This window comes from Agromyces sp. NPDC004153 (assembly GCF_053603635.1).
On sequence record NZ_JBSGFY010000001.1, the window covers coordinates 2,524,848 to 2,547,378 of the forward strand.

Below are 22,531 nucleotides of genomic sequence, written 5' to 3' on the forward strand. Positions count from 1 at the left end.
TCGGCGGCGACCGCCCGCCGGACTCGTCGTGCTCGTCGCCGTCCTCGGCGCCGCCGCGCTCATCCCCGTCGGCTACGTCGTCCAGGTCGCCGCCGAGATGGGGTGGCAGCAGCTCGCCGAGCTCGTGTTCCGCCCCCGCGTGGGCGAACTGCTCGTGAACACGGTCCTGCTGGTCGTGCTGGGGGTGCCGCTGACCGTCGTGCTCGGCGTCGGCGGAGCCTGGCTGGTCGAGCGCACGGCCCTCCCGGCCCGGCGCCTGTTCGCCGTGCTGCTCGTCGTGCCGCTGACGATCCCCGCGTTCGTCGCGAGCTACGGCTGGGCGAGCGCGATCCCATCGATCAACGGTCTCGGCGGCGGCCTGCTCGTCGCCGTGCTGGCCTACTACCCGCTGGTGTACCTGCCGGCGCTCGCCGCGCTCCGCGGCCTCGACCCGGCGCTCGAGGAGTCGGCGCGATCGCTGGGCATGGGTTCCTGGGTGGTGTTCCTCCGCGTCGTCCTCCCGCAGCTGCGGCTCGCGATGCTCGGCGGCGGCCTCGTCGTGGCCCTGCACCTGCTCGCCGAATACGGCGCGTTCGCGTTCCTCCGCTTCGAGACGTTCACCACCGCGATCGTCGTCGCCTACCAGTCGAGCTTCGCCGGCCCCAACGCCGCGGCGCTCGGCGTCGTGCTCGCGCTGCTCTGCTTCATCGTGCTCCTCGTCGAGGCCACCGCACGCGGTCGCCTGCGCTACGCCCGGGTCGGCGGCGGCTCGCCGCATCCGGCCCCGCGGCTCGGCCTCGGTCGCGCAACGCCGCTGGTCGTGATCGCGCTCGTCGCGCTGGCGGTAGCCTCGTCGGTCGTGCCGCTCGTCAGCGTGGTGCGCTGGGCGCTGGTGACGGATGCCGCGAGCTGGGCGCCCGTCGTCGACGCCACCGTGCAGACGCTGCTGCTCGCCGTCGGCGGCGCGGTCGCCGCGCTGGCGGTCGCCCTGCCGGCGGCCTGGCTCTCCGCGCGGTATCCGGGGCGGGTCGCTCGGACGCTCGAGGGCGCGTACTACTTCGCCAGCAGCCTGCCGGCGATCATCGTCGCGCTCGCGCTGGTGACCGTCACCCTCCGCGTGCTGCCGGGTCTCTACCAGGCGGTCGCGACGGTGATCGCGGCCTACGTGGTGATCTTCCTCCCACGCGCCCTCGTGTCGGTGCGGGCCGGCATCGCGCAGGTGCCCGAGTCCCTCGAGGAGGCGGCCCGCTCGCTGGGCACGTCGCCGTTCGCTGCGAAGCTCCGCGTGACGGGTCCGCTGCTGCTTCCGTCGCTCGCGGCCGGTGGCGCACTCGTCGCGCTCGGCGCCGCGAACGAGCTCACCGCGACGCTGCTGCTCGCCCCCACGGGGACTACGACGGTGGCCACGGGGTTCTGGGCCGCGGCATCCGCGGTCGACTACCCGGCCGCCGCACCCTACGCACTCACGCTCGTGCTGCTGTCGATCCCGGCGGTGGCGCTCATGCTCGCCCAAGTGAAAGCCAGGAGGACTCCATGAGCCTGCAGCTGACCGACGTCTCGAAGTCGTTCGGCCGCCTCGGCGTGCTCGACGCGGTGTCGATCGACGTGCCGCGCGGCGCGCGCCTGGCGATCGTCGGCGCCTCCGGGAGCGGCAAGAGCACGCTGCTGCGCATCATCGCCGGCTTCGAGCGCCCCGACTCGGGCACGGTCGCGCTCGACGGCCGCGCGCTCGCGGGTCGCGGCCCCGACGTTCCGGCGCATCGGCGGGGCATCGGCTACGTCGCCCAGGACGGCGCCCTGTTCCCGCACCTCACGGTGGCACGGAACATCGCCTTCGGCATCCGCCGTCGTCCCGACCGTGCTCGGCGCGTGCGCGAGGTGATGGACATCGCCTCGCTCGACCCCGCGCTCGCCGACCGGTACCCGCACCAGCTCTCGGGCGGGCAGCAGCAGCGCGTCGCACTCGCCCGTGCGCTCGCCCTCGAGCCGTCGGTGATCCTGCTCGACGAGCCGTTCAGCGCCCTCGACACCGGCCTGCGCGCGCACACGCGCGCGGCGATGGTGGAAGCGCTCGATCGAAGCGGCGTCACGACGGTGCTGGTCACACACGACCAGGAGGAGGCGCTGGCGTTCGGGCACCAGATCGGCGTCATCGCCGACGGTCGCCTCGTGCAGTCCGGTCGGCCGTCCGAGGTCTTCGACGCCCCGGTCGACGCGGAGATCGCGGAGTTCCTCGGCGACGTCGTGATGGTCCCGGCTGAGGCCGCGGGCGAGGCGCTCGCCATGTGCGCGTTCGGATGCCTCCAGGTGCGCCACGACCGCAGCGGGGGCGCTCCCCGCGTCTGCGCCATGCTCCGGCCGTCGCAGCTCCGGGTCGACGATGCCGCCGACGGCGGCAACGCGACCGTCGTGGGGATGCGCTCGGCGGGCAGCACCGCGGAGCTGCGGCTGCGGATCGGGGCATCCGAGATCCACGTCGAGGTGACCCACCGGGTGCCGCTGCACGAGGCGGCGCGGTTCAGCACCGGCTCCGCCGTGACGGTCGACGTCGACGGCGGTGTGGTGCTCTACCCCGAGACCGCGCTCCGGCGGCGCGCGCTCGTCCCCGACGCGACTCCGGCCGGCTGACGTCGGCGGCGCAACGCGCCGAGGCCCTTCGTCGCCAGGCGATAGGCGTACCACGCGGCCACGCCCACCGCGAGCGAGAGCAGCGTGCCGAGCCACGGCGCCGACTGCTCCCACGGTGGGTACACTACCCAGTGCGTCAGGTAGATGAAGAGGGATGCCCCGGCCAGGAGCCGCACGACGGGCACGAGCGGGCGCGGCATCCGAAGGCTCGGCGCCCAGACGAGCAGCAGGATGCCCGTGATCACCACCCCCTCGCGCACCGGATCGCCGAAGAACCCGACGGTGGCCGCAACGGCGACGGCCGACACGAGGAGCCGCTTGCGCACGGTGTCGGCCCGCGCGACCGCCCAGCCGAGCACCAGGCACCACAGCACGGTCGCCACGGCGTAGCGCTCGACGCCGTGCGCGTCGATGCCGACGAGCGCGAATCGCAGTCCCAGCGTCGCCGCGAGCAGCGCGAGTGCGAACGCCCACGGATGCCGCCGCTCGAGCCGGTCGACGGGCCGGACGGCGAACAGCAGGGCGAGGCCCAGCATCGTCCAGACGGCCGCCTCGAGGAACCAGAACTGCCACTGCTCGTTCCAGCGTCCGTCGCCCGGAACCAGGTTGTTCACGAGCAGCGCGGTCGTCGGCATGTACTTGCCGCTGACCAGCGCGACCGCGCCGATCCAGAGCACCGCGGGGATCGCGATCTGCGCCGCGCTGCGGAGCAGGCGCCGGGCGCGGGCACCGCCGGCCCCCGTCGCGAGCTGGAACCGGGCGAGGTTGTACCCCGCCACGGCGAGCAGGAGATGGGCGCCGCCCTTCACGCCGAGCAGGTCGGCGTGGGTCGCGACGATCAGGACGATGGCGATCGCCCGCAGGGTCGCCGGGGTCTCGACGTGCGGGAACCAGGAGCGGGAGCGCTTGGCGGCCTTCCGGCGGGGCTCGGCTCCCGGTGCGTCCGCTGTCGCCGGGGCTCCGTCGGGTGCGGATTCGGCGCCCGCGCGGCCGTCGGCGGCGGCATCCGTGGTCGCGTCGGCCTCGGCCAGGGCGCGTGGGGACTGCGAGGGCCAGTCGCGTGGAAGGCGGCCGAGCAGCTCCTCGAGCCGGAGGGAGACCTCGACATAGCTGAGCGAGTCGCCGCCCAGCCCGGCGAAGGTGTCGTCGGGCGTCGCGTCGGGCCGGCCCAGCAGCTCGGCGTAGAGGTCGCGAATGGTGTCGGCCGTGACCGTGCCGCCCGCGGCACCCGTGGCGGTCTCGTCGGCGCGGCGGTCGAGCAGGTCGGCGTGGCGCACGAGAGCGGCGAAGTCGGGCTTGCCGGTCGACGTGCACGGGAACTCCGCGATGGGGTAGGCCCGCACGGCGTGACCGGGGATGCCGAGCAGCGCCGCCGCCCGCGTCCGCGCCGCCTCGAGCTGTCGCTCGGCGCGGACGAACACGAGCAGCCGCTCGCCTGCGCTCGCGGTGCGCACCTCGATGCCCTCGTCGGCGAGAAGGCGCTGCACCGCGTCCAGGTCGACCCGGAGCCCGAAGACCTTGACGAACCGGTTCATGCGGCCGACGACCTCGAACAGGCCGTCCTCGCGCTGCTTCGCGAGGTCCCCGGTGCGGAGCTCGTGGACGGTGCGCCCGAGCGCGAAGTCCTCGGGCGACTCGGCGTACCCGAGCATCACGTTCGGGCCTTCGTACACGAGCTCCCCGACGTGCGCACCGGGCTCGGCGTCGATGCGGAGCCGGCCGCCCGGGATCGGCCGGCCGATCGAGCCAGCGGCCTGCTCGGCCAGCTCGGCGGGGACGTACGCCATGCGCGCCGTCGCCTCGGTCTGGCCGTACATGACGAAGAACTCGAACGCCCGGCGCTCGCCGAGCCGGGCGAACCGGCGCACGGCCTCGGGCGCCAGCCGTCCGCCGGCCTGCGTGAGGTAGCGGATGCTCGAGGGCATCCGCTCGGCGAACCCGCCGGCCTCGAGCAGCTCGAAGGTGTAGGGCACCCCGGCGAACGACGTGATCCGGTGCTCGGATGCCTCGTGCCAGAACCCGGCATCGGTGACCGAGCGCTCGGTGAGCACGAGGCTCGCACCGGCGACGAGGTGGCTGTTGATGACGGAGAGCCCGTAGCAGTAGTGCATCGGCAGGGTCGTCGCCGCCCGGTCGTCGGGTGTCAGCCGCAGGTACTCGGCGATCGCGCGCGCGTTGCTCTCGAGGTTCTTCCGCGAGAGGCGCACGAGCTTCGGGGACCCGGTCGAGCCCGACGTGCTGGCCAGCAGCGCGAGCTCAGGAGCGAACCGGTGCACACTGCCCTCGCGGACCTCGTGCAGCGCGACCGCGTCGCCCGACCCGGCCGCGACGAGGTCGGGGTCGAACCGCTCAGCGAGCGACGCGCGATGCCGGATCGATCCCTCGTCCTCGCCAGGGGCGACCAGCAGCACCGGGTGCCCGCCGGCCAGTGCGGACAAGTACGTGACGATGGGCTCCACGGCGTTCGCCGCCTGCAGCATCACGAGGCGTCGGCCGGTGCCGAGCTCGACCCGTCGCGCGTCGACCCGGTCGGCGAGCTCGCCGTAGCTGATCCGTTCGTCGCCCGACACCAGTGCGACGTCGTGGGGGTTCCCACCGAGGAGGGTCAGTCCGGGCGTGGGTGCGGTTCTGAGCACGACGGATCTCCGGTTGGCGAACAGGGGGTCAGGTTAGCCTACCCTAAGGCGCCAGTGTCGGCTCAGCTACTTCGCGTCCAGTGGTTCACCCTCTCCACCCTCGAGGTCGACGACGAAGACCTGCCGTTCGGGCCGTCCGAGCGATGGGGCCGCCGGCGTGCGTCCGACACCGGTGATGATCGTGACGTTCAGGAGCCGTCGACCGACCTGGAGCGCGTGGTACTGCTCGTGCACGGCCACCGGCTCGCCGATCCTGACGGAACTTCTCAGGTCGCGGTGGTGCCAGACCACGGCGGACGCATCCTCGAGCAGGTAGTCGACGGTCACCGCACCGTCGTCGATCGCGGTGATCACCCCGTCGCGCCACCCCTCCGGCGTGCGCCCGATGGCGCCGGCGTGGATCGGATGCAGCTGATGGCCGGGCCAGAATGAGTGGCACGGAGTGGATTCGCAGGGTCGGATGTCGTGCATGGATCGTCCCATCATCGGGGGCGTGCGCCCTTCTTACCCGCCGTCGGTCCACCGCGGGTCAGGTCTTCTCCGGTGGGCACCGTGCCGGGAGCGCGGTTGCCGTCCACCCTGTCCGGAGGCTGCGGGTGGATCTCTTGACCGGAACCCACCATAGACGTGAGCACCGACATCCGCCCATCCGCCCACCGATCAGCCGCGGTGGGATCTTCAGCTTGGCGGGCGCCTCGGGCGACACCGGCGAACCCTGCTACGGTGATCACCGCGCAGACTCCGCTCCTTCTTGGTAGGCCGCCCAGCCCGGGCGGCTCATTCCGAAGGAGACCCATGTCTGAGCACCTTTCCGTCACCTCGTCCGGCCCGAGCATCCCGATCGATGTCGCGTTGGTCCGTCAGCGGCACGCTGATGCCGAGGAGACGAACACCTTCTGGGCGTGGCTGATGGTTGCACGCTGGGTGCCGGCCCTCCTCGACGAGATCGTGGAGCTGCGACGGCGGTTGCGTGAGACTGAGGCCGTCTACCGACGGCGGGTGGAGGCACTCGGCGACGAGCCGGTCCATCCCGACGAGGACATCTGGCTCAGCGAGCTGAGCGCGTCGATCCTCGGCGAGTGACGGAGGGTGCCCGGCCACCCAGGGAAGGTGGGAGCCGGGCACAGCTCCTCCACCGGCCAGATGAAGGTGGTCGCCGGAGAGAGATGTAGATATCAGCACGCACGAGCGCCCAACGGGAAACCCCCGGACCTTCGTCCGGGGGTTTTCGATGTGGCTCCGACCGGCATCGATTCGGTGACCTTTCGATTTTGAGTCGGCCCGGATGCCGCGCCCCTTCGGGCTCGTCAGCGCGCGATCCCAATGAACACGCGGAATCCTGGTGCCACGTGATCACGTTGCGGCTCGATCAGACCGAACCCTCCCGTGGCAGTGGGGGTGGAACGCCCCAACGCAAACTGACTCTTGTGTGATTTGTGATCACAGATTACAGTTTTCTTCAATTCAGACGAAGGAGTACTGAGATGAAGGATGTCGTGATCGTCGGCGGGGGACTCGCCGGCCTCTCAGCGGCCTGGCGGCTGCGTCACTGGGACACGCTCGTTCTCGAGTCCGACCAACGGGTCGGCGGCCGTATCCGCTCCGAGCGTCGGGGCGACTACTGGTTGAACTGGGGCGGGCATGTGTTCGCCGGTCTGGGTTCGTCGACTGATGCCCTACTCAACGAGGTCGGGGTCATGGCGGTCGCCGTCCCCGGTTCGCTCCAAGCGCTTTCGATGAACGGGAAGTTCATCCGCAAGGGACATATCGCGACCTATCCGCTGCGCATTCCGATGTCACTCGGTGCTCGCGTGGCGACGTTCAAGGCGGGGCTCAAGATCGTCCAGGGCGTCGCGAAGTACACGGGTGTCGTGCGCAAGCGCCCAGGGGAGTCGGGCGCCATGCGACAGCAGCGGATCTACGACTTCGCCAACGGCGAGACGTTCGCGGACTTCATCGGCGACCTCCCCGAGGATGCGGCCGCGCTGTTCAAGACGACGGTGACACGCTCGGCGGGGAACATGGACCAGATCTCCGCCGGCGCGGGGATCGGATACTTCAGCCTCGTGCTCGGATTCGGCCAAGGCCTGAGCCGTGGGATCGTCGGCGGCCCCTCGACCCTGACCGAGTCGGTCGCCGCCGCGCTCGGAGACCGCGTGCAGCTCGGCGCCGAGGTGCAGGAAGTCATCCACAAGCAGAACTCCGTGGTCGTCCGCTACCGCCAGGACGGCACGGACCGTGAGGTGGAAGCCCGCACCGTGATCCTGGCCACGACGGCCGACGTGTCCCAGCGGATCGGCGTGGACCTGCCGGCCGAGCTTCGCGAGGCCCTCGGCCGCATCAAGTACGGCCCTCACGTGAGCTCCGCGTTCCTCACCGATGAGACGTCCCCCCGCCCCTGGGACGACATCTACGCGATCGCGGCGCCGAAGCGTTCGTTCGCGATCGCCCTCAACCAGGCCAGCATCGTGCGCGGCTCCGAGTCCGTTCGCCAGCCGGGCGGCAGCTTCATGACCTTCTCTCCGGCCGCCCTCGGCCGGGCGCTCCTCGACAAGAGCGACGACGAGATCACTCGAACTCACCTCGCCGACCTCGAGCAGGTGCTGGACGCACCGGGCTTCTCGAAGACGGTGGTGGAGGCGAAGGCCGAACGCTGGGAGGTCGCCTCCCCGTACTCGTTCCCCGGCCGCGCGAAGCTGCAGCCGACACTGCTGCGCGGCGCGCCTCGCGTGTTCCTCGCAGGCGACTACCTCGGCACGCTCTACACCGAGACGTCGATCACGTCGGGTTTCTCGGCCGCGCAGGATGCTGCGAGCGTGCTCGCCACCGAGCGGCAGACGCGCACGACGGTCAGCCGGCCCACTCCGCTGGCGTCCGCTGCGAAGACCACTTCACTCCACCCTGTCCAGGAAAGGACCATCGCATGACCAGCCAGCTCCGGGGCGTCCTCACCGCGCTCACCACCCCCTTCGGCCCTGACGAGTCCATCGACGTCGCGGCGCTGCGTCGAGTCGTGGACCGATCGATCGAGGCCGGTGTGGACGGCGTCGTCGCCGCCGGATCGACCGGTGAGGTCGGGGCGCTCTCGTCCGACGAGCGCCGCGAGCTCATCGACACGGTCATCGACCACACCGCCGGCCGCGTCCCCGTCATCGCCCAGACCGGGGCGACCTCGACCTCGGAGGCCATTCGACTCTCGCGGGCCGCCCAGCGGTCCGGTGCCGACGTGCTCATGCTCATCACGCCCTACTACGAGCCGCTCTCGACCGCCGAGACGGTGGTCTACCTCACGGATGTCGCGGAGGCGGTCGACCTGCCGGTCATGCTCTACAACATCCCGTCGGTGACGGGCGTCAACCTCGATCCCGACACCGTCCGCGCGCTCGCGAGCGACGTCGAGAACATCCGGTACATCAAGGATTCGAGCGCGAACTGGGAGCAGGCGCTCCAGCTCATCCACCACCACGACGACGTCATCGGCACGTTCATCGGCTGGGACGCCTACCTCTACAGCGCCCTGGTCGAGGGGGCAGCGGGCGTGATGGCCGGCACGGCCAATGTCGTGCCCAACGAGATCGTTGCGGTGAGCAGGCTCATCGCGCAGGGCGACCTCAACGGTGCGCTGACACGGTGGCAGGCACTGTACCCCGTGATCGACGCGTTGCTGTCGGCGCCGTTCATCCCCGCCGTGAAGGCCGGCCTCGCCCTGCAGGGCGAACCGGTCGGCTCGCCCCGTCGCCCGACCACGAAGCTCGGTCCCGAGGTCCTCGACCGCATCGAGGGGGCGCTCTCCGCGCTCGCTCCAGTCGGCGCGCGATGAAGTGATCGCTCGACAGTCCCGAGCGATCTCCAAGAACCTCCATCGGCACGGCGCCCTCGCCGAGTCGGCCCGAACTCAACGAAGAGCCGGAAGGACATCCCCATGACCACGATCAACGCGTTCGATGACGCGCCACTCTCGAAGTTCCACAAGCGCCTGGCCGTCTTCACGGCCGGCGGGCCGTTCCTCGACGGCTACATCCTCAGCATCATCGGCGTCGCGATGGTGCAGATCACGCCCGCCTTCGACCTGACCGCATCCGAACAGGGCCTCATCGGTGCAGCAGCACTGATCGGCATCTTCTTCGGTGCGTTCCTGGGCGGATGGCTCACGGACAAGTTCGGACGCCACCTGCTCTTCACGGTGGACCTGATCGCCCTCGTCGCGTGCTCGGTGCTGCAGGCGTTCGTCCACGATGCGTTCTGGCTCATCGTGCTGCGCCTGCTCATCGGCGTCGCCGTCGGCGCCGACTACCCGATCGCGACCTCCCTCCTTGCGGAGTTCACGCCGCGGCGATACCGCGGCCGGCTGCTCGGCGCCTTCGTCACGACGTGGTTCATCGGCGCTGCGGTGGCCTACATGGTCGGGCAGTTCCTGCTGCAGTTCGACGACGGCTGGCGCTGGATGCTCGCGAGCGCCGCCCTGCCCGGACTGATCATCGTCCTGGCGCGCATGGGCACACCCGAGTCGCCGCGCTGGCTCATGAAGCGAGGCCGCGTCGAGGAGGCGCAGGAGGTCATCACGAAGGTCTACGGGCGCGGAGTGACCACCGACGACCTCATGGCGGCCGATGAGGGCGCGAGCAAGGTGAGAATCCGAGACCTCCTTCGCGGGGGCTACGGCAAGCGGATCGCCTTCGTCACCCTGTTCTGGACCTGCTCCATCGTTCCGTTGTTCGCGGTCTACGCCTTCGGGCCGGCCATCCTCTCCGCCCTCCACATCGGCGACGACCTCGCCCACATCGGAGCCGCAGTCATCACCGTGATGTTCCTCGTCGGCTGCCTGATCGCCGTGGCGCTCGTCGAGCGGATGGGACGCCGTCCGCTCATCATCCACAGCTTCATCTGGAGCGGACTCGCCCTGCTCGCGCTCGGGATCTTCCCGAACGCCAGCACCGCCGTCATCCTGCTGCTATTCGCGGCGTACGCCGTGCTGATCGGCGGCACCCAGATCATGCAGTGGGTCTACCCGAACGAGCTGTTCCCGACGGAAGTGCGTGGGTCCGCCGTGGGTCTCGCCTCGTCGTTGAGCCGTATCGGTGCCGCCGTCGGCACGTACCTCGTGCCGCTCGCACTGTCGGGAATCGGCATCGGGCCCACCATGATCCTCGCAGGCGTGATCACACTCGCCGGAGGTGTGCTGTGCATCGTCATGGCGCCCGAGACGCGAGGGAAGACGCTGGCTGAAGCGGCATCCCTCACGCCCGCTCGTGAGAGAGCCCACAGCACGGTCGGGTAGGCGGACGCGACGATCACGGAGCACCGGCACTCGATCGAGCTCGAAAGGAGTTGAGGAACCATGCAGAGTCAGGCATACGACATCACGTCGAAGCGATCGCCCGTAACCGTCTCGCGTCCGTCACCGCGACGAATCTCGACTCCGCGCACCATGTCGCGATCGGCGAGGGGCATCGCCTGGTCGCTGCTCGCCAGCACGCTGTTCGGCCTGATGTTCTACGTCTCCGGGATCATCGACGCCTCGCCCGATGCCGTCTTCGCCTGGCGGATCGTCATCACCGCCGCGTGCTACGCGACCATGCTGATCGGCCGGGCCCAGCGTCGAGCGTTCCGCGAGTTGCGGATCGTCCTCACCGGGTCGTGGTGGTCCCCACTGCTGCTGCTCGTCACGAGCGGGTTGGTGGGGGTCCAGATGTGGTTGTTCGCCTGGGCACCGGCGCACGGGTTCGCGTTGGACGCGTCGCTCGGCTACCTGCTCCTGCCGATCGTGCTGGTGCTGGTGGGTCGCTTCGGATTCAGGGAACGCGTCTCCTCACTGCAGTGGATCGCAGTGGGCGTCGCAGGCGTGGCCGTCGGGCTGAACTTCGCCCTCACCGGTGCGGTCTCATGGGTCACCTTCGCGATCTGCGTCGGGTACGCCCTGTACTTCGCGGTGCGGAGGAAGTCGGGGCTCGACGGATCCGCAGCCTTCGGCGCGGAGGTGGCCCTGCTGAGCCCGTTGGCGATCTGGCTCCTGTTCACGACCGACGGAGCTGGGACCGCAGTCGGGCAGCTCGCCGTGATCGTGTCGGGGTTTGCGGGGGCCGTCGCCATGGCGTCGTACCTTGCGGCATCCCGCGCGCTCAGCATGCCCGTGTTCGGGATGCTCACGTATGTCGAGCCGCTCCTGCTCTTCGTCGCGGCGCTGCTGCTCGGCGAGCAACTGCACGGCACGGACGTCATGGTCTACCTCATCATCGCTGCCGCGCTGGCACTGCTCGCGGTCGACGCATTCGCGTCCGCCCGATCGTGGACGAGGAGAAGGAGGTTCGCCGATGCATCCGCGTGAGGCCGTGCTCGGAGCTCCGCTCGGCTGCAGTCTCGCGAGAATGCGCGCCCGATAGGATGCCGACCATGCCCCTGCCGAGACTCGAGACCAGCGGTCGTGTCGGCGACCAGGCGTTCGAGGCGATCCGCTCGGCGATCCTCAGTGGTGAGCTGCCCGTGGGTCAGCGGCTGCGCATCCGCGACCTCGCCGAGGAACTCGGAACCAGCGTCATGCCGGTCCGCGAGGCGATCCGGCGACTCGAGGAGATCGGACTCGCGGAGGCGATTCCGTACCGGGGCGCGATCGTGAAGGGATTCACCGACCGAGAGCTCCTCGACCTCTATGCCGTGCGCCGAGTGCTCGAGACGGAGGCCACGATCCTCGGCTCGACCCGGGTGTCGGCCCACGCGATCGCCCGCATGGAGGAGGAGTACGCCGCCATGGCGAACGCCTTGGCCGATCACGACATCGTGGAGTACCTCGCGCGGGACGAGGAATTCCTCGCCATCGTCTACGCGGCATCCGACAACTCGGTCCTGCTCGAGATGATCCGGGTGCTGTGGGATCGCTGTCGGTCGTACAAGATCGTCGGCGCACGGCGAGAGCTCGAATCGGGCGACCCGTCGATCCTCCTCCGGTACCAGCGCGACATCCTCGAAGCCGTTCGAGTTGCGGATGCCGCGGCGGCCGGTCGCGTCACCGCGGCGTCGCTCGATGCCGCCACCCAGCGCATCGAGCAAGCGCTGCATGCATCACCACACGCCTGACCGCACGAGTACCTCATTCCGCCGCGGGCCTGCCTGTGCCGAACAGGAGGGGCCGGCGGCCGCCGCGACGCTCGCCGCGCGCAAGGTCCGACGCCGACCGTGGGCATGCTCACCGCAAGCTCTTGCGAGCGCATGCCTTCTGGGCACGTCGCCCAGCGAGAAAGCCCCCAGACCTACGTCCGGGGGCTTTCGCTCGTGGCTCCGACCGGCATCGATCCGGTGACCGTTCGATTTTCGGTCGGCCCGGATGCCGCGGGATCTCACGGGTCGCGCCCTGCGATCCCAGTGGTTACGCGGAGGTTGGGGCCGCCGTAATCACTTGGGAAGTCCAAGAAACGCCTTCGGTTGTGGGCAACGTGTGGGCACGCCTCTCCGCATCCACGCGACGCCCGGCCGCGACGGGCAGGAGCGCTCGATCATTCTTGAGGCAGAGAGTTGGCGAGAGAACGCGCCACTGTACCGACCGCGCGTCCTTCAGTTCCCCTCGGTGAGACGTGTAGTGGACCCTTCGCCTGACGAGAGTCGCTGGCAACTCTGGCGCGACGGTCGGCGCACGGTAAGAGTGCCGCCGTCATCGTGTGAGGCCGAAGCTCCGTCGTTTGCAGGGTGCCATGTGACCTACGACCCAGCGAGGCGTCGCGTCCAGGGTCATCCTGAACGCATGTTCGCCAGGGTCATCGCAGGTTGGGACGGAACGCCGGAGTCGGAGGCGGCCGCGGAGTGGGCCGCCGAGTGTGATCAGGACGCACCACTGACGCTCCTCCATGCCATCGGCGCGAAGCCGACGGGCGGCGAGTACCCGCAGGCCGACGATGAACGAACGGAACGGTCGAGGTTGATGGACGCCGCGGAACGACTGCGGGCGTCGCACCACGGTCTCCGAGTGAAGACGGAGACCGTCCACGGCACGGCGATCGACGCGTTTGCAGAGCGGCTCGCGCCCGACACGCTCGTCGTGGTCGGCGGCCCGAACCACCGCTCGACGACCAGGTGGACCGTCGGATCGCGCCTGGCCGGCCGCCGCGAAGGGGGACCCGTGGCGGTCATTCCGAAGACCCCGGCGATCGAACGGCGGGGACCCGTGGTCGTCGGGGTCGACGGGTCGCAGGCGTCGATGGCCGCCCTCGAGATCGCGGTGACGGAGGCGGAACGCCTCGACGCACCGCTGGAGATCGTGCACGCATGGCAGGTCCCCGCCCAGTGGGACAGGGCGATGTCCGGGTACGGGGCGGACGTCGACACGCTCGAGGAGATCCACCGCGACCTCCTCGACGAGGCGGTCGAGTACGCGCGAGGGCTGGGCGCAAGGCCGACCGGTTGGCTCGAGATCGGCCCTGCGGCGGAGGTTCTGCGCACCATCGGCCGCACATCGCGGCTACTCGTCGTCGCGAGCCACGGCGCAGGGGCATTCACACGGTTCTACATTGGATCGGTCAGCCACGACCTCCTCGTGGAGCCGCCGACGCCGGTGCTGATCGTCACCCCAAGTGCGTGAGCATCACCGACGATGCGCCGGCGGAGATGCGAGGTGCTCCTCGAGTACTCCACCGATCGCTTGGCGCTTCTCGAGCTCGAGGTGTCAGGCGCCCAGCTTCGTTACAGGCGCGAGGATCGATCGTCCTGTCGAGGCGGGATCGCGTCACAAGCGGGTCGCTTCGCGCTCTGAACCCAAAAGGACAGGCAAGTATCCGGCCTCGATGGTCCGCAGAAGGTCCCAGGTATCGAGTTCGGGTGTGTCGTCGTGCATGCGCCAACTCCAGTATGTCCAGGCGGTGGCGGGCCTGAAGGCCTCGAGATGCGCCTCTGCGACCGTCCGGTTGTAGGTTCGCCGTTCGTCGTCCAGCATCTCGGCGAGTGCTCTCTGCTTCGTGTCGATGCACCACTCGCCGACCATCACGGGGAAGTGGCTCGAAGCCTCCGACAAGGTGGCGCCGAAGGTGTCGGCGATGTACTCGAGGTACCCCGCCAGATCGCGTTGGCCGGCCATCATGATGTACATGTGCGTGTCGACTACGAAGTTCTCGAACTCACCCGAATCGAGGACTCCGAACCACTCCCGCATGCGGAAGCCGTCGTGGAACACGATGCGAACCCCCGGCGCCACGGCCCGGATGCGTCGATAGGCATCGCGGTAGTACGCACGGAGGAACTCCGTCGGGACCGCCTCGGAACCCGCAGCTCGCGCCGGGTCAACTGCCGGGTAGCGCTTGGGCACGTCCAGCAGCTTCCAGAGGTCAGGCGAGATCGGCTCATTGAGGAGCTCGATGCCCCAGAGTCCGGGTCGTGAGCCGTATCTCGATGCGAGTCGTTCGAGCACGGAGAGCGCGAATTCGACATGCTCAGGTTCCTGGTGGAATCGACACACTCCGGTCACCCCGCCGTTGTCGAATCCGTTCTGGCTCTCCGGCACGGTGTGAAGGTCAAGGAGGATCTTCAGGCCGTATCGCTCGGCCCAGACGAACGCGCGGTCGAGATACTCGGCACAGCCGAGGAACGGTGGGACGTCGCCGAAGACGAAATACGGCACCGGGAGCCGGAGAAGTCGAATCCCGCGTGCGGCGAGATACGCGAAGTCACGGCCGGTCAGCCACGTGTCACGGTGCACAGTGAACCGTTCCCTGCGCGCGACGTCGCCCAGCGCGTGCGTCAGGTACCACTCGTCCTCGGTATCAGTCCCATCGAAGAGTTCCGGCGCCATCCACTTCTCGAGGACGAGCCAGTTCCCGAGGTTCACTCCCATCATCTCGCTCATGGTGATCCCTTCTCCGATTCCGGTTGGATGTACTCTTGGCGAACCCTCGGGAGCACGTCGTCGTCCTGCGCGGCGAGGTATGTCGAGAGTGCTTCGCGCACGTCGAACTTCAGCAGTTCGACGGCGTCGCTCGCGGCGCTGAACTGGGCGAGCAGCACGATGCCGTCGGGCGCTGTGTCGCCAACGCGAAGCTCCAGGACTCGGCCGTCCCAGTATGGAGACGACGAGACGACCCGTTTCAGCTCCTCCCGGACCTTCCCGACCGGTACCTGCCAAGCAGTGGTCATCCGCACCTCACCGATGGCGGTGTTGCCCGAGTGCGACCAATTCTCGAACGGCGTCGTGATGAAGTACGTGCACGGGAGAATGAGCCGGGTCTCGTTCCAGATCTGGATCACGATGTAGGTGAGGGTGATCTCCTCGATCCGCCCTTGGCGGCCTTCGACGACGACGATGTCGCCGACGCGGATCTCATCCGTGAATGCGATCTGGATGCCGGCGAAGATGTTTGCGAGGCTGGTCTGCGCTGCCAGGCCCGCGATGATGGAGAGGACCCCGGCCGAAGCGAGCAAGGTGACGCCGATGGCGCGGACTGAGGGAAACGTCCAGAGCACTGCGCCGACAACTACGGTTGCCACCGCGGCGACCGCAATGCGCTGGATGAGGAGGATCTTCGTTCGCGCGTGGCGAGATCGTTCGTCGCGCAGGCCCGTGTCGGGATAGCGTGCCAGCGCAGCCTTCGTCGCCGTCCGGATCAGGACGATCGCCAGCCAGCCGATCGCGCAGATCAGCAGGATGCTCAGCAGGTGCGCGAGTCCCGGTGCCCAACGGGAATCGATCTCCGCGACGACCGGCTGGATCGTCGCCAGCATGACGACGGCGACGACAGGAGACTGCCAGAGCCTTCCCGTGAGAACCGTGACATTCCACTTGCGCGCGAGCCGGCGCAGGAAGTAGACCGTCACGACGCCGACGAGGAATGAGACGAGAAGCACACTGAGGGCTATGAGCAACAGCTCGGACGCCGTGGCTTCGCTCAGGTCGGTCGTCATCAGGATCCTTCGCCTTCGCCAGGAGGATTGATCCATGACTGTAGGCGGGTGGTGGGCCGTCCTGCATCACGCGTGTGCGTAGTCTTCAGAGGTCGTCTGACACTGGCAGCCGGCGGGGTCCACCGTCTTCACCCCGCTCAGCCAGCGCCAGGTGAAGTCGACTCCGCGACGCGATCCCAAGCTTTCGGAACGTCTTTCGCAGGTGATAGTCGACGGTGCTCGCGCTCAGGTGCAGCCTCACGGCGATCTCGGTGTTCGACAGCCCCTCGCTCGCGAGCCGAGCGACCGTGGCCTCTTGTGTCGAGAGCTCCTCGGAATAGCGGTCCCGGTGGCCGTGCCCCCGTCCGAGGGCGGCGATCTCGGAGCGTGCTCGGCTCGCGAACCCGTGCGCATTCATCGCGGCGAACACCGTGAGCGCGGCTTCGAGTTGCGCTCGCGCGTCTGCTCGCCGGCGTTGACGTCGCAGCCACTCGCCGTAGACGAGCTGGGCGCGCGCGAGTTCTGCGCGGAGACCCGTGCGAGAGAGATGCCGCACGGCCGCTGCGTGAAGCTGCTCGGCCTCCTGCGGGTCGAGTTCCAGCAGCGCCGAAGCGCGCGCCTCGACCCCACGCGCCCAGTCCGTTCCAGCGGCCCTCGTTGAGACGCGAAGACGATCGAGTGCATCCTGGGCGATCTGCCGGTCGCCGGTCCGGGCGCCGGCTTCCACCAGTTCGACCAGACCCCACGTCGAGTACAGGATCGTCAGAGGAAAACGGGATGCAGCCTGCGCGTGCGGCACCGCCTCGGCGTATCGCCCATTCGCGTTCGCGTGGAGCGCTGTCGCCCAGTGCACCAGAGGCACTCCCATCCCCTCGCCACGAGCAGTGGACTCATTGAGGGCGGTCGAGAACACCCCTTCGCTCTCCGGCGAACCTTCCCACGCGGCCACCACGACAGCGCCATACGGGGCGGGCGGTATCTGGATGCTGTTCCAGATCTGGATCGCCTCGTCGGCCGACTGCCGGGCGGCGACGCCGTCGCCGCTGAGCAGTTCCACGGCGGCTTCGGTCGAGAGCGAGGCCGCCGCCGCCGTGAGGGCCCCGGCGGCGCGCGCGATCGCCACGCCCTCCCCGACGAACGCGCGCCACAGGTCCTCATCCCAGCCGATGGCGGCCAGCCGGCTGGCGACCCACAGCCACCGTGCGCGAACGCCGGGGTCGTCGTCGGCGTCGGAGAACTCGCGAAGGTGCCGCTTGAGGAGCGTGAGGCTCTTGGTCGGCGGATCGAGTGCGATACCCCGCATGACGTCGAGGAGGTGATCGGTTGCCCGAGCTTCCTCCGGGGACAGGACCGGTGCGGCCAGCGTTCGCGCTGCGGCATCCCGGATGCCCGATCCATCCGGTCCCGCCGCGGCGAGCGTCGCTGCTGAGAGGGCATCGAGGTACGCCTCACGTGCCGCGGGGACGTCGGAGGCAGCGAGGACGCTCGCCGCGGACAGGAACAGCTCCACCGGACGTTCACTTCTCTCGAGCGTGAACAGCAGGTGGCCGCGAACGAGATCGATGCGTGCACGAGTCTCGTCGTCGGCTGCGTACTCATGCGCGTCGTCGAGAATGCGCAACGCACGCGGCTGAGAGCCTGCGAGCTCGAGGGCTCCGGCGGCCGCCAGCGCGCAGCGGACGCGTGTCGCCGGCAGCTCCGCGATCTGCGCAGCCCGCTCGTAGAACGCGGCCGCTGCGAGGAATCCGCCACGCGCGCCGGCTCGGCCCGCGGAGTGTTCGAGCGCTGCGGCAACGGTCTCGGATAGGCCGAACGTTCCGAGCGCCGAGTGCCACGCCCTACGATCAGGGTCTCGCTGCCGGTCGGTGGCACGGGCGAGCGCGTCGTGCACTCGTCGTCGCATCTCCGGGTCAGCACGCTCATACACGCCCGATCGCACCAGTGGGTGCTCGAATGTGATCCGCCGCCCTACCCGGACGAGCCCCGCCGCCTCGGCCGGGATGAGGTCATTCACGGATGAACCGAGCAGGGGGGCGGCGCGGGCGAGCAGCCGCGGGTCGCCCGTGGGGTCCGCCGCCGCGAGCAGGAGGACGACGCTCGTAGCATCCGGCAGACGCGCGCTCCTGTTCGCGAAGGCTCGCTCCAGACGGCTGGCGATCGGAAGCGACGCATCGGACAGGTGCGTCGTCACTCCGATATCGGTGGACCCGCTCTCCCGTGCGAACTCGCGGATCAGCAACGGGTTGCCGCGGGCCTCCTCGACGATCCGCAACGCGATCGCGTGGTCCATCGGGCCCACGACGACGGTGTGCAGGAGGGCGAGCGAGTCCTGCTCATTCAGTCCCGGGACCGGCAGCACCGGCGTGGAGTCGAGATCGGGGACATCGAGACCCGATCGCTTCACGAACAGCATGGCAACCGGGATGTCCTGCGTACGCCGGGCCACGAACCCGAGCGCCTGTATGGTCGAACCATCCAGCCAGTGCACGTCATCGACCACGCACAACAGCGGTCGGTCTCGAGACGCCTCGGTGAACAGGCTCAAGAGTGCGAGCCCGACGAGCAACGGACTGGGCGCGGGATCGTCCGCGAGACCGAGTGCGACGCGGATGGCGCGACTCTGCGGCTCCGGCAGATCATCGGAGTAGTCCGGGAGGTCGGCGAGGAGCTGCTGGAGCCCCGCGAACGGCAGCTCCTGTTCGGCTTGGACGCCGACGCCGCTCACGATCCGGAACCCGCCAGCAGAATCGATCGCGCACTCGAGCAGTGCTGTCTTTCCGATCCCCGATTCTCCCTCGATCACGAGAGCGGCACCTCGTGCGCTGCGCGCGTCGTCGAGAACGCGTCGGAGAACCCGCGTTTCAGTTGTGCGTCCGAACACGGCTGTAGACCCCTGGACCAGTCTGCGAAGGAAGGTCGCTCCTCGGTGCGCCACCTGCCCATGTAAAGACTACGCGTTCTCGTGATGCATGGGCAGGACCGGCGCCATAACGTGGGCCGACACAGAACAACCAACCCGACTCGGAGGATCTCATGTCCATGGATACCGTCTTGGTCATCGCATCGACCTACGACACCGTCGACGATGCCATCGCCGACTACGACGCCCTCCGAGGGATGTGGGCAGAGACCGACATCGGCGACACATACGACGCCGCGGTCATCTCTCGCGACGAGGACGGGAAGGTGCGGGTCGAGAAACGGCACGAGGAGCCGACACTTCAGGGCGGCGTCCTCGGGGGTGGCATCGGCATCGCGGTCGGAGCGCTCGCGGCGCTCTTCCCCGCCATCGGGCTCGGTGCCGGCGTTCTCGTCGGAGGCGCGGTGGGAGCCGGCCTCGGCGCCGCTGCGGGACACGTGACCGCCGGCATGAGCCGATCCGACCTGAAAGACCTCGGCGAATTCCTTGATGACGGTTCCGCTGCCCTCCTGGCGGTCGTCGCGCAGGACACCGAAGCACGGGTCGAGGCGACGCTGAAGCGCGCCCGGAAGACCGTCAAGAAGCAGATGCGTGCCGACGAGAAGGCGCTGGAGCAGGCCCTCGACGACGCCGCTCGCGCATCCGGGGAGTGACTGGAACCATCCGATGCCGAACTGGCAGCCCGATATCCTCGGGACGCCCTTCGAGCGATTCGAGCTCGAGTTGGCGCCAGACGCAGAGGGTCCCGTATGCGCCACACTGGTGCGTCGCCCGCGGGATGAAGTCATCGACGGGCCCGGGGCTTTCGACGTCCTCTATGTGCACGGTTGGTCGGACTACTTCTTCCAACGCGAGCTCGCCGAATACTGGATCACTCGAGGCGCCCGTTTCTATGCACTCGACCTGCGCAAGTACGGGCGAAGCCTTCGGCCGCACCAGACACCAGGGTACGTCGAAGACCTCGCGACCTACGACGAGGACATTGCCGCTGCGCTCGACATCGTCCGCAGACGGTCGGCTGCTCCATTCGTGCTGATGGGTCACTCCACGGGCGGGCTGACGTTGAGCATTTGGGCGTCTCGGCATCCGGATGTTCCTGACGGACTCGTACTCAACGCGCCATGGCTCGAACTTCAGACACGCGCCGTCGGGCGCGCGCTGCTCGAGCCCGCGGTCGCACTCGGGGCGGTTGTCCATCCGCATGCCGAGTTCCTGGAGGTCGATCTGGGCTTCTACAGCCGCACCGTCTCGGCGCGGCTGGGTGGTGAGTGGGACTACGAGACCGTCTGGCGTCCGGAGCACGGATTCCGCGCGAACCGCGGCTGGCTGAACGCCGTCCTACGCGGTCAAGCGTCCGTCTCGAAGGGCCTCGGGCTACGGATGCCGGTCCTGGTTCTCCTTTCGACGCGGAGCATGCTGCAGCCGATGTGGTCGGAGCAGATGCGGCACGCCGACACGGCGATCGAGGTCGCCGGAGTCGCTCGTCGTGCCGCCGACCTCGGACTCGACATATCCATTCGGCGGATCGAAGGTGCCCTGCACGATGTCACGCTCTCGTCTGGGCCCGTCCGCGCCGCCGTCTGGGAAGCCATCGACCGATGGCTTCCGGCAGTGGTCGAGCCCGCCCCCCGGCCCATCGGGCGGGAAGGGCTGGGACCGGTTGGAAGAGCGGTGCCGAGTCGTCGCCCCGAGGAGGAGCTATGAACGCGCGTAGGAACGTCGGCACCTGGTTCGCCCGACTGCCGCGCTGGCTGCGAGCGGTGATCGGCGCTGCTGGCGTCCTGCTCGGCCTTGTCATCGTGTTCCGGCCGACGACGTCGCTGGGCGTATTGGCGATCCTCATCGGCACCGGCCTGGTCCTCAGCGGCGTGCTCGAACTCGTGGGCGGCGGGGAGGATGGGGGCGCGGAGCGAACGCCGGTATGGCGGATCCTGATGGCCGTCCTCTGGATTGCAGGCGGCGTATTCGTCCTCGTCTTCCCGGGGCTGACTGTGCGCGTTGTCGCGGTCGTCGTCGCGATCGGGTTGATCGTCAACGGCGGCGGCAACGTGATAGCAGCATTCGGACGCGGGAAGACCCTCGATGGACGGATCTCATCGGTCCTGCTCGGCGTTGCGGGCATCGCGTTCGGACTCCTCGCGCTGCTCTGGCCCGACATCACCCTGCTGGTGGTCGCCGTGGTGTTCGGTGCTCGGCTGATCATCGTGGGGCTGCTCGAACTCTGGCACGCGGTGCGCGGCACCACACGGGCGGAACGGACGGGCCCGCCGTCCGCCCTGCTGCGCTGGACGCGAACGATCGCGGCAGTGGTCGCGGTAATCCTTGCGGTCGTGGCGGGGTCGGTCAGCGCATCGCTCCGAGCGGGTTCGCCGGTGGTCGACGAGTTCTACGCAGCCCCGCGTGAGGTGCCCGACGAGCCAGGCCGGCTGATACGTGCCGAGCCGTTCGCACGCGGCCTGCCCGAGAACGCGACGGGCTGGCGCATTCTGTACACCACTACCGACGAGACCGGCGGCCCGGCGGTCGCGAGCGGCCTGGTCGTGGTGCCCGAATCGGGCGGCGGCGACTATCCCGTGATCGACTGGACGCACGGCACGACGGGATTCGCCCAGCCCTGCGCACCGTCCCTGCTCGCGGAGCCGTTCGAATCAGGGGCCCTGTTCCTGCTGCCGCAGATTATCGACCAGGGTTGGGCATTGGTTGCAACCGACTACATCGGCCTCGGCACACCTGGCCCGCACCCGTACCTGATCGGCGCATCGAGCGGATACGCCGCGCTCGACGCCAGGCGCGCGGCCGCCGAGCTCGACGCCGCCGACCTCGGCGAGCAGACCGTCGTGTGGGGGCACTCGCAGGGCGGTGGAGCAGCACTCTGGACCGGTGCCATCGCGGACTCGTACGCCCCCGACGTCGAGCTCGCCGGGGTGGCGGCGCTCGCGCCGGCGTCGAACCTCCAAGGGCTCATGCGGAACCTCCCTGAGGTGACCGGTGGGTCGGTGTTCGCCTCCTTCGTCATCGCCGCGTACACCTCGGTCTACCCCGACGTCACGTATCGTCAGTACGTACGCCCCGGCGCCGAGGTCACCGTGCGTCAAATGGCCGACCGGTGCCTCGCCGAGCCCGGGGTCGTCGCCTCCGTGCTCGACGTTGTGGGCCTGTCGAGGGATCCGGAGATATTCTCGGACGACCCGACCACCGGCTCGTTCGGCGACCGCCTCACGGAGAATGTTCCGCCTGCGACGATCAGCGCCCCCCTGCTGCTCGGTCAGGGCGCCGCGGACACCCTCGTCGTACCGTCGGCGCAGGACGCGTTCGTGGAGGACGCCTGTGCTGCCGGCCAGCAGATCGACTATCGCCTCTACGCCGGGCGCGACCACGTCCCGCTCGTCGAGGCCGACTCGCCGCTCGTGCCCGAGCTCATCGAGTGGACGACTGCACGCCTCGCCGGCGAGGACGTCGTTCCCGGCTGTACCCGGATCGAGCGATGAGAACCACCCCGCACAAAGGAGAGCGA

At 69.1% G+C, this 22,531-nt stretch carries 17 protein-coding genes and 1 riboswitch; of the genes, 12 read left to right on the forward strand and 5 right to left on the reverse strand.

Going from position 1 to position 22,531, the window contains the following annotated elements; genetic code table 11:
• The first annotated feature begins 28 nt into the window (after positions 1–28).
• Complete coding sequence (locus tag ACWEOH_RS11885; RefSeq protein ID WP_452031165.1) at positions 29–1,516, forward strand: ABC transporter permease; 1,488 nt, start codon at positions 29–31, stop codon at positions 1,514–1,516.
• Positions 1,513–2,607: an ABC transporter ATP-binding protein gene (locus tag ACWEOH_RS11890; protein ID WP_452031167.1), complete on the forward strand. Its 1,095-nt coding sequence runs from the start codon at positions 1,513–1,515 to the stop codon at positions 2,605–2,607. The genes ACWEOH_RS11885 and ACWEOH_RS11890 overlap by 4 nt, the downstream gene beginning before the upstream one ends.
• Here the strand turns inward: ACWEOH_RS11890 and ACWEOH_RS11895 are convergent.
• Both ACWEOH_RS11895 and ACWEOH_RS11900 read right to left on the reverse strand, forming a co-directional pair.
• Complete coding sequence (locus ACWEOH_RS11895; RefSeq protein WP_452031169.1) at positions 2,547–5,243, reverse strand: AMP-binding protein; 2,697 nt, start codon at positions 5,241–5,243, stop codon at positions 2,547–2,549. The genes ACWEOH_RS11890 and ACWEOH_RS11895 overlap by 61 nt on opposite strands.
• Before the next feature lie 66 nt (positions 5,244–5,309).
• A complete protein-coding gene (locus tag ACWEOH_RS11900; RefSeq protein WP_452031171.1) occupies positions 5,310–5,597 on the reverse strand; it encodes a hypothetical protein in 288 nt (95 codons plus the stop codon).
• Between the two features lie 141 nt (positions 5,598–5,738).
• Positions 5,739–5,854, reverse strand: a riboswitch (SAM riboswitch).
• Between the two features lie 184 nt (positions 5,855–6,038).
• Between ACWEOH_RS11900 and ACWEOH_RS11905 the strand changes: the two genes are divergently transcribed.
• The 7 genes from ACWEOH_RS11905 (at position 6,039) to ACWEOH_RS11935 (ending at position 13,809) form a co-directional block, all read left to right on the forward strand.
• The gene (locus tag ACWEOH_RS11905; RefSeq protein WP_452031173.1) at positions 6,039–6,326 is read left to right on the forward strand and encodes a hypothetical protein; all 288 of its coding nucleotides are present in this window, start codon (positions 6,039–6,041) and stop codon (positions 6,324–6,326) included.
• Between the two features lie 401 nt (positions 6,327–6,727).
• Complete coding sequence (locus ACWEOH_RS11910; protein ID WP_452031175.1) at positions 6,728–8,170, forward strand: protoporphyrinogen/coproporphyrinogen oxidase; 1,443 nt, start codon at positions 6,728–6,730, stop codon at positions 8,168–8,170.
• Positions 8,167–9,063 (forward strand): 4-hydroxy-tetrahydrodipicolinate synthase, encoded by an 897-nt coding sequence (gene dapA / locus ACWEOH_RS11915; protein ID WP_452031177.1) that lies wholly within the window; start codon positions 8,167–8,169, stop codon positions 9,061–9,063. The genes ACWEOH_RS11910 and dapA overlap by 4 nt, the downstream gene beginning before the upstream one ends.
• A gap of 102 nt (positions 9,064–9,165) precedes the next feature.
• A complete protein-coding gene (locus tag ACWEOH_RS11920) occupies positions 9,166–10,521 on the forward strand; it encodes an MFS transporter (RefSeq protein ID WP_452031179.1) in 1,356 nt (451 codons plus the stop codon).
• Positions 10,522–10,671: 150 nt separating this feature from the next.
• On the forward strand, positions 10,672–11,568 hold the full coding sequence (gene rarD, locus ACWEOH_RS11925; protein ID WP_452031181.1) for an EamA family transporter RarD: 897 nt from the start codon (positions 10,672–10,674) through the stop codon (positions 11,566–11,568).
• A 65-nt stretch (positions 11,569–11,633) separates the two neighbouring features.
• Positions 11,634–12,314, forward strand: a complete 681-nt coding sequence (locus ACWEOH_RS11930; RefSeq protein WP_452031183.1) for a GntR family transcriptional regulator — start codon at positions 11,634–11,636, stop codon at positions 12,312–12,314.
• Positions 12,315–12,672: 358 nt separating this feature from the next.
• Positions 12,673–13,809: a universal stress protein gene (locus ACWEOH_RS11935; protein ID WP_452031184.1), complete on the forward strand. Its 1,137-nt coding sequence runs from the start codon at positions 12,673–12,675 to the stop codon at positions 13,807–13,809.
• Positions 13,810–13,953: 144 nt separating this feature from the next.
• Here the strand turns inward: ACWEOH_RS11935 and ACWEOH_RS11940 are convergent, their stop codons facing one another.
• From ACWEOH_RS11940 to ACWEOH_RS11950, 3 genes are all read right to left on the reverse strand, one after another.
• Positions 13,954–15,066 carry a glycoside hydrolase family 5 protein gene (locus tag ACWEOH_RS11940; RefSeq protein ID WP_452031186.1) on the reverse strand — a complete coding sequence of 371 codons (1,113 nt, stop codon included), beginning with the start codon at positions 15,064–15,066 and terminating at the stop codon, positions 13,954–13,956.
• Positions 15,063–16,118: a mechanosensitive ion channel family protein gene (locus ACWEOH_RS11945; protein WP_452031188.1), complete on the reverse strand. Its 1,056-nt coding sequence runs from the start codon at positions 16,116–16,118 to the stop codon at positions 15,063–15,065. Before ACWEOH_RS11945 ends, ACWEOH_RS11940 begins: the two co-directional genes overlap by 4 nt.
• 85 nt (positions 16,119–16,203) lie before the next feature.
• Positions 16,204–19,032, reverse strand: coding sequence for an AAA family ATPase (locus ACWEOH_RS11950; RefSeq protein ID WP_452031190.1), 2,829 nt, complete (start codon positions 19,030–19,032; stop codon positions 16,204–16,206).
• Between the two features lie 98 nt (positions 19,033–19,130).
• Here ACWEOH_RS11950 and ACWEOH_RS11955 point away from each other — a divergent pair, with 98 nt between their 5' ends.
• Genes ACWEOH_RS11955 through ACWEOH_RS11965 form a run of 3 tightly spaced genes read left to right on the forward strand, consistent with a single transcriptional unit; the run spans position 19,131 to position 22,505 of the window.
• Positions 19,131–19,670: a DUF1269 domain-containing protein gene (locus tag ACWEOH_RS11955; RefSeq protein ID WP_452031192.1), complete on the forward strand. Its 540-nt coding sequence runs from the start codon at positions 19,131–19,133 to the stop codon at positions 19,668–19,670.
• A 13-nt stretch (positions 19,671–19,683) separates the two neighbouring features.
• Entirely contained in the window at positions 19,684–20,721 is a 1,038-nt protein-coding gene (locus ACWEOH_RS11960) for an alpha/beta hydrolase (protein ID WP_452031194.1), read from the forward strand.
• Positions 20,718–22,505 (forward strand): lipase family protein, encoded by a 1,788-nt coding sequence (locus ACWEOH_RS11965; RefSeq protein ID WP_452031196.1) that lies wholly within the window; start codon positions 20,718–20,720, stop codon positions 22,503–22,505. Before ACWEOH_RS11960 ends, ACWEOH_RS11965 begins: the two co-directional genes overlap by 4 nt.
• The last annotated feature ends 26 nt before the right edge of the window (positions 22,506–22,531 follow it).

Bases quoted from the DNA above. Each gene is read 5' to 3' on its own strand.
- ACWEOH_RS11945 (WP_452031188.1), bottom strand. From the start codon at position 16,118: ATGACGACCGACCTGAGCGAAGCCACGGCGTCCGAGCTGTTGCTCATA.
- ACWEOH_RS11890 (WP_452031167.1), top strand. From the start codon at position 1,513: ATGAGCCTGCAGCTGACCGACGTCTCGAAGTCGTTCGGCCGCCTCGGC.
- ACWEOH_RS11940 (WP_452031186.1), bottom strand. From the start codon at position 15,066: ATGAGCGAGATGATGGGAGTGAACCTCGGGAACTGGCTCGTCCTCGAG.
- ACWEOH_RS11905 (WP_452031173.1), top strand. From the start codon at position 6,039: ATGTCTGAGCACCTTTCCGTCACCTCGTCCGGCCCGAGCATCCCGATC.
- dapA (WP_452031177.1), top strand. From the start codon at position 8,167: ATGACCAGCCAGCTCCGGGGCGTCCTCACCGCGCTCACCACCCCCTTC.
- ACWEOH_RS11930 (WP_452031183.1), top strand. From the start codon at position 11,634: ATGCCCCTGCCGAGACTCGAGACCAGCGGTCGTGTCGGCGACCAGGCG.
- ACWEOH_RS11965 (WP_452031196.1), top strand. From the start codon at position 20,718: ATGAACGCGCGTAGGAACGTCGGCACCTGGTTCGCCCGACTGCCGCGC.
- ACWEOH_RS11960 (WP_452031194.1), top strand. From the start codon at position 19,684: ATGCCGAACTGGCAGCCCGATATCCTCGGGACGCCCTTCGAGCGATTC.
- ACWEOH_RS11920 (WP_452031179.1), top strand. From the start codon at position 9,166: ATGACCACGATCAACGCGTTCGATGACGCGCCACTCTCGAAGTTCCAC.
- ACWEOH_RS11910 (WP_452031175.1), top strand. From the start codon at position 6,728: ATGAAGGATGTCGTGATCGTCGGCGGGGGACTCGCCGGCCTCTCAGCG.
- ACWEOH_RS11955 (WP_452031192.1), top strand. From the start codon at position 19,131: ATGTCCATGGATACCGTCTTGGTCATCGCATCGACCTACGACACCGTC.
- rarD (WP_452031181.1), top strand. From the start codon at position 10,672: ATGTCGCGATCGGCGAGGGGCATCGCCTGGTCGCTGCTCGCCAGCACG.